This window comes from Buttiauxella gaviniae ATCC 51604, assembly GCF_001654835.1.
Taxonomy (GTDB): domain Bacteria; phylum Pseudomonadota; class Gammaproteobacteria; order Enterobacterales; family Enterobacteriaceae; genus Buttiauxella; species Buttiauxella gaviniae.
The window spans coordinates 1-13,257 of sequence record NZ_LXEP01000011.1; the positions used below are offsets into that span (position 1 = coordinate 1).

Here is a 13,257-nt window from a genome sequence, read left to right on the forward strand (position 1 = left end):
CTACGCCGACTCTCAGCGGAACAACAGAACCTGATTCCACCATTACCATTAGTGATAACGGCACGGTCATTGACACAATTCAGGTCGATGGAACGGGTATCTGGAGCTACACGCCAACGGCTCTGGGTGAAGGCAGCCACAGTTTCACCGTCACCGCCACGGACGCCGTGGGCAACGTCAGCACAGTATCAAATACCTATACCGTGATTGTTGATACCACCCCACCCGCCGCGCCAACCGGATTGCTGGTCACAACGGATGGTCTGCATGTCACCGGCACGGCGGAAGCTGGCAGCATTATTACCGTCACGGACGGGAATGGCGTGGTGCTGGGAACAGGCACTGCGGATATCAATGGAGTATTTGATGTCAACCCGCTGACGACGGCGCAAACGAACGGCGAAGCGCTGTTGGTCAGTGCCACAGATGCAGCAGGTAACAAAGGCCCAAATACCGGCGTGCTTGCGCAGGACAACACCGACCCTCTCGCGCCAACGGATTTGGCCGTTAACGACGATGGCACAATCGTCACGGGGAATGCCGAGCCTGGCAGCACCGTCACGGTCAACGACAGTAACGGCAACCCGCTGGGCAACGGACAAGCCCGAGATGACGGCAGCTTTAGCGTCACTATAACTCCCGCGCAAACCAACGGCGAAACGCTGGAAGTCACCGCAACAGATAAAGCCGGCAACACCGGGCCAGAAGCGCCGGTTGATGCCCCCGACTCCACACCACCCGCGGTTCCGGTGATTGTCGCTGTGATTGACGATGTTGCCAATATCACGGGTAATCTGGACAACGGCGATATCACCAACGACAAAAGACCGGAGCTGCAAGGCACCGCCGAACCGGGTGCAACAATCGACATCTATGACAACGGTGGGACCACGCCAATCGGCACCGTTACCGCCGATGCTGGCGGCATCTGGAGCTTCACGCCGACGACTGAGCTGGGACAAGGACTGCATAACCTGACTGTCACCGCGACGGATGCCGATGGCAACACGAGTCCTGCGTCTGCGTTTACGCTTACCGTTGACTCAATTGCCCCACAAGCCCCGGCGATCACACTAATCAGCGATGACGCTTCGCCGATCACAGGCTCGGTACCGAATAACGGTTTCACCAATGATTCAACCCCGACGCTAAGTGGGACCGGCGAACCCGGCACTGAAGTGACCATTACTGATGGCGGAGCCATTCAGGAAACGGTCACCGTTAACGCATCAGGTACCTGGACTTTCACCCCTTCCCCGGCGCTCGATGACAAAGAGTACCATTTCACCGTGACATCTACTGACGCTGCGGGCAACACCACCGCGCCGTCAGCCGAGTTTGTGATTACCGTCGTCACCACCACGCCAGACACTCCGACTATCGACAGTGCGGTTGATGATGTGGGCAGCATTACGCTCCCTCTTCTGAACAACGCATCAACGGATGACACCCTGCCAGAACTAAGCGGCACCGGGCCTGCGGGCACAACTATTACCCTTTATGACGACAACACCCCGATTGGCACCTTCGCAGTGGGTGACGATGGGCTGTGGAGCATCACGCCTGACCACCCATTGACCGAGGGCCAGCACAATCTGCATGCCGTCGCAACTGACGCTGCGGGCAACGCAAGTCTGCTTGCCGACTTTAATTTAACTGTAGACACCACCCCGCCAGATGCGCCATTGATCCTCGCAGCGGAAGGCGTTGTTGGCGGTGCTGCCGCCACGATTAACACCGGTGGCAGTACGCAGGATGGGACGCCAACACTGACGGGCTCCGGGGAAGAAGGGGCGACAATCAATATCTATGACAACGGTGGCACTACGCCGATTGGCACAGTTATCGTTCCAGCAGGCGGCACATGGTCATTCGATCTTGCGCTGAGTGAAGGCCCGCATAGCCTCACCGCGGTCGCGACCGATCCGGTGGGCAATGTCGGGCTTCCGTCTGCGGCCTTTACCCTGATCGTCGATTCTTTAGCACCGTTGGCACCCACCACATTCACGGTCATTGATGACCAGGCTCCAGGCCTTGGAGTCATCGCCAATAACGGCAGCACCAACGACACCACGCCAACTTTTACCGGCACTGGTGCCACTGCGGGCGATACCATTGCGCTTTACAACGGGGTGCTAAAACTCGGCGAAACCACGGTGCGGGCAGACGGCTCGTGGAGCGTTGACCCAACCACGCCGCTCACTGCGGGAACCTATACACTGGCCGTCAAGGAAATCGATGCGGCGGGCAACGCAAGCCCGGCGTCGACTGATTTCACCTTTACGGTCGATCTCACGCCATCTGCTGCACCGGTCATTAGCCTCGCTGTTGATGATGTCGGCGGCAGAACGGGCGATGTATTGAATAACCAGGTCACCGATGACAACAAGCCCGTCTTCCAGGGCACTGGCGAAGTCGGCGATACCATCACGCTGTATAGCGGCACCACGGTCATTGGCACGGCAGTTGTGGTCGCCGGTGGAACCTGGTCCCTGACGCCAACGGGAACGCTGCCGGAAGGGCTGCAAAGTTTCACCGCGACGGCAACCGACGCGGCAGGCAATATCAGTAACCCATCAGCAAACTTTACGCTCACGGTCGATAGCACGCCGCTCACCGCCCCAGTGGTGACTGACATTGTTGATGATGTTTCACCGATCACCACTTCGCTAACCAGTGGAAGTTACACCAACGACACTACGCCAACCTTCAACGGTACGGGTAAGGTTGGCAGCACCGTCACCATTTATGATACCGATGGTACAACCGCACTTGGCAGCACTACCGTCGGTGCTGGTGGCACATGGACGATTGCCCCAACGCTTGCGGAAGGCAATCACGATCTGGTAATCAAAGCCACCGATCCTACGGGCAATAGCGTAACCGCTGCAGCACCGATCACTCTGCACGTAGATACCCTGCCACCACCAGCGCCGATTGTCACAAGCCCAACCGATCAAACGGGTACCCTCGTCAGCGGCACTGCCGAACCTGGCAGTACGGTCATTATCAAGAACAGTGGTGGAACTGTTTTGGGCACTGCCGTCGCCGATCCGGGAACTGGCGCATTTACCGTGACGCTCTCCCCTGCACAAACCACTGGTTTGCAGTTAACCGCAATTGCTCAGGATTTAGCAGGCAACCAAAGTACTGGCACACCATTCTCGGCCGTTACTTCTAATGCGCTACAGCCGCCAACTATTGAGGTGCTGGATGATGTCACACCGAACACTGGCAATCTGACTAGCGGGCAAAGCACCAACGATAACTTGCCGACGCTCAGAGGCCTGGCTGGAAGCAATGCCGACGTAACGGTCTATATTGATGGGATCGAACAACCACCGGTTACAGCCAATGCATCAGGAGTATGGACTTACCAGTTTACGACTCCGTTGTCAGAGGGTCAGCATACCTTCGCCGTTAGCCAGGACAACGGCAGCCTGTTTAGCGGCAAATCACCAAACTTTGTGATTACTGTTGATACTGTTCAACCAACGCAACCCACCATCACTACCGTCACCGACGATGTAGCCCCGATTACTGGAACCGTTAACAGCGGCCAGGCCACCAATGATCCTCGCCCAACGATCACCGGCAGCGGTGAAATTGGGTCAACTATCACGATCCTTGATAATGGCACGTCGATCGGCACCGCCGTAGTCGGCACTGGAGGGACATGGACCTTCACGCCGACCACCGATTTGGGCCAGGGCTTACATCCTATAACCGTCACTTCAACTGATGCGGCCGGTAATGTCAGCGCACCTTCTGCTGGCTTCTCGGTAAACGTTGATACGCTCGCAACAGCGCCTGTGATCAGCAGTGTCACTGACAACGTAGGAACACCTGCGCCAGTCATTTCTGGCGTACCGACCAATGACAACACGCCAACCTTTACCGGAACAGCCGAGGCGAATTCCACTATCACCATTAGTGAAAACGGTAACGTTATCGGTACTGCCCTGGTTGATGGCACAGGTAACTGGAACTTCACTCCGAACCCAGCGCTAACTGATGGCAGCCATAATCTGACCATTATCACCACGGATACCGCGGGCAACGTCAGCCCGGCAACCACCTTTAATGCCGTCATTGATACAACGGCACCGATAGTTCCGGCTATCACATTGGTCGTCGATGATCAGACTCAAGTGGGTAATGTCACGCTGACAAGCGGGCAATCGACAAAAGACACCCTGCCAACCTTAAGCGGCACCAGTGAAGCCAATGCCGTTATTACGCTCAAAGATGGCAATACGATTATTGGAACGACGACGGCTAATGGAAATGGCGAGTGGTCTCTGGATCCGACCACGGCACTCGGCCAGGGCAGCCACAACCTGACCGTCACCGCCACGGACGCTGCCGGAAACGTCAGCAATCCATCCGGCATATTTTCTGTCGTCGTTGACTCTGTCGCCCCAACCGCACCGTTAATTGTGACAGTTACCGATAATACCGCGCCAAATATTGGGCCGATCACCAGTGGCCAGCCGACCAACGAAACGCGCCCTGCTATCACCGGTTCGGGAGAAGTGGGCTCCACCATCAAAATTTACGATGGCAGTAACCCTACTCCGCTTGGCTCCGCAACTGTTGGCTCTGGTGGCACCTGGAGCTTTACCCCACCAACAGCGTTAAGTAGCGGCTCACATAATCTGACCGTGACCGCAACAGATGCCGCAGGCAACGTGAGTGCGCCATCGGCCATCTTTAACGTGGTGGTTGATTTGGCCGCACCGGGTACTCCTGTTATTACCAATATTGCAGACGATGTGGGTACTGAAAAAGGTGATTTAACCAGCGGCCAATCCACTGACGACACTCTGCCACTAATTAGCGGAACGGCAGAAAACGGCGCGAGCGTAAAAATCTACGACAACGGCACGCTGATTGGCACCGTTAACGCCAGCGCCACAGACGGTACATGGAGTTTCACACCGGGTGCGCTACTCACTAACGGCAACCACGCATTTACCGTGACCGCAACGGATAGCGCGGGCAACGTCAGCTCACCGTCTAATACTTTCAATATCATCGTCGATACGGCGGCACCGACGGCACCGATTGTTATTCAGGCGTTTGATGATGTCGGCCCGGTCACTGGCGCACTGGTCAATGGGCAGTCGACCAACGACAACCAGCCGTTGCTGAGCGGAACGGCGGAAGCCAACTCGATAGTGAGTATTTTTGACAATGGCGTGTTTCTCGACACAGTGACTGCCAGCGCGACGGGCACCTGGAGCTATACACCGCCAGTCCGGAACGATGGTCAGCATATCTTTACGGCAACCTCCACCGATGCGGCGGGTAATGTCGGGGCAGTCTCTGGCAGCTTCACACTGACAATCGATACCAGCACACCGGTAACACCTGCGCTGTCAACTGTGTATGACGATGTGGCAGGCGGCGTGTTTAACGCCAACCTCACTAATGGGCAAGTGACTAACGATGCGCGCCCAGCGATCAGCGGCACGGGTGAAGTGGGCACAACTATTACCATCCTCGATGGCGGCACACCGATTGGCACCGTAACGGTTCCTGCTGGCGGCAGTTGGACCTTTACGCCGACCACGCCACTGCCGACGGGCTTGCATACCATCACCCTTACCGCAACGGATGCTGCGGGGAACGTCAGTGGCCCGACAGCCGGTTTTGCCATTACCGTCGATACCACAGCCCCAACCACACCGGTTATTTCGTCAATTGTTGATGATGTCGCTGGCGGGGTGGCGAATAACGCGCTCGGTAGCGGGCAAGTCACCAACGACAACCGACCAACTCTCAACGGCACAGCAGAAGCGGGATCGACGGTCACCATTTACGATAACGGTGCGCTATATACCACCGTCATCGCCGATGGCAGCGGCAACTGGACCTACACTTCACCAACGGCAGTGCTGGCAGAAGGCAGCCACACCTTCACCGTCACCGCGACCGATGTGGCGGGCAATATCAGCACCACGTCGCTGCCATCGGTGATTGTGGTTGATATCACGCCACCAGCCGCACCAACGGGCATGACCGTTAATGGAACGGGAACCATCGTGACCGGGAATGCCGAAGCAGGCAGTCTTGTCACCATTACTGGCAACGGAGGAGCTGTTCTCGGCACCGCGACGGCTGATGGCACAGGCAAATTTAGCGCATCAATTTCACCTGCACAGACCAACTCGCAAGCCCTGGTCGCCTTTGCTCAGGATGTCGCGGGTAACGTCGGCGCTTCTGCCGGGTTTAGCGCACCGAACACCGCATTACCGGGCGTGCCGGTGATCACCAGTATCCTGGATGATGCTGCGCCAGTGACCGGAGGTGTGGCTAACGGGCAAAGTACCAACGATGCCACGCCAACCATCAACGGCACGGCAGACGTCGGTGCCACCGTCAGTATCTATAACAATGGTCAGTTGATGGGGACCGTCGTAGCAACGAACGGTACCTGGAGTTATACACCTGGCACGCTCACTGATGGATCTCATTCCTTTACTGCAACGGCCACCAACGTCAACGGCACCGGTAGCCCGTCAACGGCAATCACCGTTACCGTGGATACCATCGCGCCACCGACGCCAACGGCAACCATCAGTGCTGATGGCACCACTATCAGCGGTACTGCCGAAGCCAACAGCACAGTAAACATCACGCTACCTGGTGGCACTGTTATCACAACCACGGCTAACGGCAGCGGGGCGTACAGCCTGACACTGCCAACGCGTGAAATTGGCGGCGAGCAGCTTTCAGTGACCGCCAGCGATGCCGCAGGCAACACGTCGCCATCCGTCACCGCTACCGCACCAACTCTGCCACTGGCCGCCAATGACAACGTGATTGATTTGGCACTGAGCAGCACTGCGACTGTCTCGCCACCGGTCCATTACAATGACTATGGCGTGCTGTTAGTCGGTGCGCTGGGCAACTCAGTACAGGTGCTCGGCAATGACACGGCGCAGGTGCAGTTTAACGTTGGCGCAGGAACCGGGAATATCACGATTGAAGCTGCCGCAACCGGCATCGTGCTGACGCTGCTCAACTCGCTGGAAGTGGCCGTTCAACGGTTCGATTCAGGTACAGGTACATGGACCACCGTTTACGACTCATCTCAGGCACAATTTGCCAACCTGTTAACCATTGGGGCCAGCGGCATTACGTTCAAAGTCGATAACCTGCCTGAAGGCACTTATCGCGTGCTGAGTTACAACACTAATCTGCTGGCGACCGGTTCACTAACCAGTCTCGACGTCGCCGTTGAGCAAGTTGGCCTTGGTGTTGTGACGGGTGAAACATCGCATCAGGGGAACGTGATAACCGATATCGACCCGAGCGGTGGGCAGGATACCGCCCCGGCAGGTACGGTTGTCACATCGGTCACTAACGCACAGGGGCAAGTATTGGCTGTTGGCGCGGGCGGTGCCGATATTAATGGGTTGTATGGCACTCTGCATATCAACCAGAACGGCACTTACACCTACACGTTGAATAACACCACGGCGGCAGTACTCGGGCATACCGAAAACTTCAGCTACACCATCACCCAAAACGGTATCAGCGACACCGCTCAGTTGGTGGTCACACTCGGTAATGGCGCGCCAGCCAGCAGCGTAACGGCAACGGATAACACCGCGGCACTGACCTACAACACCGATGTGGAAGCAGTAAACCACGGCGCATCGCAGCAAAGTGGCTTCTCGGTGGTTTCTGTGGGGCTGGGAAATGTGCTGAACGCGAACGTGCTGGCTAACATGGCCAACCCGATAATCTTTGATGTCGATGAGGGTTCAACGCGCACCATGACGTTACAGGCCAGCGTTGGCGGCGTGGCATTGCTGTCAACCTTCGACCTTTACGTCTATAAGTTCAACGATGTCACCCAGCAATATGAGCAATATAAAGTGGTGAATACCTGGCTGACCGCGCCGTTGCTGGGCGGGACGTCAGGGCAATTAACCCTCACGTTACCGGGCGGCGAATATCTGTTCCTGCTTAATAACGCCACGGGCGTAACGGCGCTGACCGGCTACACCCTGAATATCTTGCAGGATCATACTTATGCGGTTGAAAGCGTCACCGCGACGACAAACGGTAATGTATTGACGGATGACGTCTTTACCGCAGGTAACACCGGCCACATCACGCAGGTCAACGGCGTCGCTGTTGCGGCCAGCGGAACCACTACTATTGTTGGCGAATACGGCACGCTAACTATTGATGCCGCAGGGAATTACACCTACAAGCTGAACAGCGGCCTGGGTGCCGACAGCATCAAAACGCCGGACAGCTTCGTTTATACCGTGACGTCATCTAACGGTGATACCGACTCCGCATCGCTGAATATCACGGCCACACCACATACCGTGGATGCTTTTAATGACATCAGCGGCGTGATGGCGGTTAATACGGCACAAACGACGGCGGATTATTCGGATACGACTGTAGGAACAGTTACATGGAGAACAGCTCTACTTTCATCCACCCATGGCGATGGCAGCGGCACCTTTGTGGTAGGCAACAATGATGTACTGCATAACCCGATACTGCATTTCAACGTTGTCTCCGTATTGGCTCTGGGCGGTGTATCAATCAACTGGACAATCTCAGACGGATTAGGCTTTACCAGAAGCGGTACGATAAATGGTTCCGCGCTCTTAGGAGGCACAGCGAATGTCGATCTCAGTGGCCTGGATTTGCATTCAGGAACCTGGACACTGAGCTACACCGGCAACGCGGGCGCGCTGACGGTTGGCGATATCACTATCACCCCATCGGTCTCCGGTACCACCATCGATCTGGACAGCTACTCAACGCTTGCGGGTAGCTCGGTCAACGGCAATATCTACGACGGTAGCAACTCCTCAGGTGCGATTGACCAACTCGGTACCGTTCACACGTTGCTCAGTATTACCGGTTTCAACGGCACGACCACGACGCTCAACCCACTGACGGACAGCAGCTCCACCGCCACGATTCAGGGGCATTACGGCACGCTGGTTATGGGGCTTGATGGCGCGTACACCTACACCCTCAATGCAGGTGTTTCGCCTGCGTCAATGACCTCCAAGGAGACATTTACTTACACCTTGAACGACCAGAATGGCCATTCCGACACGGCGACGCTCACCATCAATATGAACCCGCAATTTGTCAGCACCGCGCAAGGCGATGTGATTAACGGCTCAGCTTATGGCGACACGCTTGTTTATCATCTGCTCAACAGCGCAAATGCGACAGGCGGCAACGGTGCCGATACCTGGAAGGACTTCCATATGGCGGATGGCGACAAAATCAATATCCACGACCTGCTTACCGGCTGGAACCCGGCAACATCCAACATCGCCAACTACTTGAGCGTTAGTTACAACGGTACCAGCACGGTCATCTCCATCGACCGCGACGGCACCGCTGCAACCCACAGCCCAACCACACTTGTCACACTGGAGAACACCCACGTCACGCTCGATGAGCTGGTGCAACAGAACCACATTATTACCTGATAGCCAAGAATAACCCGGGCGCAAAGACGCCCGGGAAAATGGTGGATTAGCGTCAATGACATGACAAAAAAAACAGTAACAGCAGTCCGTAGGTCGGATTAGCGAAGCGACATCCGACACGATCACAACAGCAATGACAGCACCAATTTGAACGTAATGACTTTTAAAAGGGATAAATTATGGGAAAATTACAGCCTGTCGCTTTGTGGCTGACATGCAGCCTGTGTGTAGCCCAAACATATGCCGATGACACTCCACAGTTCATTACGCCTGAGGGACTTGCCCAACAGCATGAGCTCCCCTCTCTTGACGGCTCATCAAGCCTGCCGTTAAACGCCCCTGCGCCCGGAACGCTGACCCTCAACGATGCGGTAAACCGTGCTGTTACCTGGCACCCCGCCATTAATGAAGCTATCGGCAAACTTGCCGGCCAATCCGAACAAGTCAATGTCGCAAAATCAAAATACTATCCGCAAGTTAGCGCGGGTGTGAATAACGGCTACAGCAACAGTTACACCGACAGCGGATTCAGCCCATCGCTGGTGCTGTCGATTTCCCAGATGCTCTACGACTTCGGCAAAGTCTCAAGCCAGGTGCGGGCCGAAAGCGCGGGTGTGGCACAGGAGCAAGCCAACGTACTGGTCAGCATTGATAACGTGGGGCACGACACCGCCACCGCCATGGTTCAGGTGCAGATGTGGCAACAAATGGTCGATATTGCCAAAGAGCAACTGGATGCCCTGAGCGCCGTCGGCCATTTGACGCAGCAACGTAACGACGAAGGCGCTACGTCCATGTCAGACGTAGTGCAAACCAACGCCCGTATTGAATCTGCCCGTTCGCAGTTAATTCAATACCAGGCCAACCTCGACAGTGCCCAGGCCACGTTAATGAGCTGGCTGGGTTGGAACAACCTCAACGGCATCAGCAATGACTTCCCGAACAAACTCAGCAAAAGTTGTGATATCGACAAACCCGATGACCGCTTAGTGCCAGCCGTTCTGGCTTCATGGGCGCAGGCCAGCGTCGCACAGGCCAACCTGGATTACGCCAATGCGCAAATGACCCCAACTATTTCGTTGGAGCCTCAGGTTCAGCACTATCTGAACGACAAATACGCCAGCCACGAAGTGCTGGACCGCACGCAATATTCGGCGTTTATCAAAGTCGAAATGCCCCTTTACCAGGGCGGTGGTTTAACTGCACGCCGTAACGCCGCAAGCCATGCGGTGGAAGCTGCGCAATCAGGCGTTCAGCGCACGCGCCTGGATATTCGCCAGAAACTGATGGAGTCACGCAGCCAGGCTCTTGGCTTGATGGGGGCAATTCAGGTTTTACAACGCCAGGAAGAGTTAAGCGCACAGACGCGTGAATTGTATCAGCAGCAATATCTCGGTTTAGGCTCGCGTCCGCTGTTAGATGTGCTCAACGCCGAACAGGAAGTTTACCAGGCGCGATTCGCACAGCAGCAAACCCTCAGCCAACTTCATCAATTGCAGCTCAATTGCCTGTATAACAGCGGCCGGTTGCGTAACGCATTTGGTCTGGAACATCGCACCATCCAGTCACTGGAGATCCAGCCATGAGCCAAATTCCCCCTCCTGTTGATGAGTCACTTACCGAGCAGGCGCTAAGCAACTGGGCGCATGCCATCAGCCACGTTGCGGCGCACTACCGCGTGGTCTGCTCACCCGGCACTATTCAGGCCAATGCCCCGTGGTTCAGAGGTAAAGGCATGCTTTCTGCGCTGACGCAGTTATCACGCCAGGCGGGGCTCTCTTTTAACCTGTTAAGCGCTCCGCAGCTTGCCATTACCCAGTGGCGCTTGCCGGTGGTGGTGGACTTAAAAAGTGGCCAACTGGCGGTTATCGAACATTTTGATGGTGAAGATACCGTTGATATCTGCGTGATTGATAACGAACGCCAGACCAACCGAGTGGCGCTTAGCGAACTCCTGCCGCAAATACGCTTTGTTGCCGCCCTGCGCCCGCTCTCGGCATTAAAGGACAGCCGCGTAGACGCGTATATTTCGCGCTTCAGCCCGGACTGGCTAAAACAGCTGGTGATGCAGGATGTTCGTCCTTATGGCCCGGTCATGCTGGCCGCATTCCTGGTCAACGTGCTGTCGCTGTCCGGGATTATCTTCTCAATGCAAGTCTACGACCGGGTGATCCCGGCGCAGTCTTACCCCACTCTTTACGTACTGGGATCGGGCGTGTTACTGGCGGTGATCTTTGGTTTCCTGCTGCGCGTGGCGCGCGGGCATATTATGGATGTGCTCGGTAAGCGGGCGGATATTCGCGTCTCTGACCGGGTTTTCAGCCATGCGCTACGCCTGCGTAACAGCGCGGTGCCCCGCTCCACCGGCAGCTTTATTTCCCAGCTTCGCGAACTCGAACAGATCCGCGAAATGATCACATCATCGACGATCTCAACGATCGTCGATTTGCCGTTCTTTTTTATGTTTATCATCGTGCTGGCGATCATCGCCCCGCAACTGGCCTGGATAGCGCCGGTCGCCGCCGTGTTGATGGTTTTGCCCGGCATCCTGCTTCAGAAAAAACTGGCGATGCTCGCCAACCAGTCGGCGCACGAAGCGACGCTGCGCAATGCGGTGCTGGTGGAGAGTGTGCAAGGGCTTGAAGATATCAAACTGATGCAGGCGGAAAACCGCTTTCTGCAACAGTGGAATAGCTACATCCGTATTACGGCGGAATCTGGCCTGCGCACTCGACAACTCTCCCAAGGTTTGATCAGCTGGGGAATAACCATTCAAAGCCTGGTGTATGCAGCGGTGATTCTGTTTGGCGCGCCGCTGGTCATTGAAGGCGATATGACAACCGGTGCAATGGTTGCCGCCTCAATGCTCGCGTCACGCATGATTGCGCCAATGGCAAACCTGTGTGGCGTGCTGGCTCGCTGGCAACAAGTCAAAGCCGCGAAACAAGGGCTGGACAGTATTATGCAGTTACCTGTGGAAACTCAGCGCGACGAAAGCCTCGTTCACCAGGATATCTTTCATGGCCATTACCTATTTGAAAACGCGCAGTTCCGCTACCACAGCGACGACCAGCGTATTCCGCTGCGCATTTCACATTTAGAAATCCAGCAAGGCGAAAGAGTGGCTGTGCTGGGGCGCAACGGCGCAGGTAAATCCACGTTGCTTCAGGCTTTAGCGGGCGGTGTCGACCTGGTGAATGGTGATGTGCGCCTCGACAACCTGAGCATGACGCAAATTGATATGGCCGATTTGCGGCGCAATATCGGTTTCTTGAGTCAGAACGCTCGGCTGTTTTACGGCACGCTGCGTGAAAACCTTACCCTCGGCGCACCGCATGCCAGCGATGAAGCTATCTTCGAGGTGCTTGAAATTAGCGGCGCAGGCAACTTTGTTAAGCACCTGCCGAAAGGGCTCGATCACGGCATTATGGAAGGTGGTGCCGGGCTTTCTGGCGGCCAACGCCAGTCTATTTTGCTGGCCCGCATGCTGCTGCGCTCCCCCAATATTGTGCTGCTCGACGAACCGACAGCTTCCCTTGATGACCACACCGAACGTGAATTTATTCAGCGCCTGGGGCAATGGCTTGGCAACCGCACGTTAATTGTCGCCACCCACCGGGTGCCGATGCTGGAACTGGTAGAACGTGTTCTGGTTCTGAAGGAAGGGCAACTGGTGATGGACGCACCAAAGGCGCAAGCACTGAGCAACAGCCGCGCTACCGGGCAGCCAAACGAGCGGGAGTGGAAAAATGAAAACCAGTCAGCATGA

Annotated in this window: 3 protein-coding genes; all 3 read left to right on the top strand. The window is 56.0% G+C overall.

The genetic code is table 11. From position 1 onward, the window contains the following. Positions 1-9,488: BapA/Bap/LapF family large adhesin (locus M977_RS06195; protein WP_064513226.1), on the top strand; the 9,488-nt coding region annotated here is incomplete at its 5' end. A 179-nt stretch (positions 9,489-9,667) separates the two neighbouring features. Continuing rightward, positions 9,668-11,074, top strand: a complete 1,407-nt coding sequence (locus M977_RS06200; RefSeq protein WP_064513228.1) for a TolC family outer membrane protein — start codon at positions 9,668-9,670, stop codon at positions 11,072-11,074. After that, positions 11,071-13,257 carry a type I secretion system permease/ATPase gene (locus M977_RS06205; RefSeq protein WP_064513230.1) on the top strand — a complete coding sequence of 729 codons (2,187 nt, stop codon included), beginning with the start codon at positions 11,071-11,073 and terminating at the stop codon, positions 13,255-13,257. The genes M977_RS06200 and M977_RS06205 overlap by 4 nt, the downstream gene beginning before the upstream one ends.

Bases quoted from the DNA above. Each gene is read 5' to 3' on its own strand.
- M977_RS06200 (WP_064513228.1), top strand. From the start codon at position 9,668: ATGGGAAAATTACAGCCTGTCGCTTTGTGGCTGACATGCAGCCTGTGT.
- M977_RS06205 (WP_064513230.1), top strand. From the start codon at position 11,071: ATGAGCCAAATTCCCCCTCCTGTTGATGAGTCACTTACCGAGCAGGCG.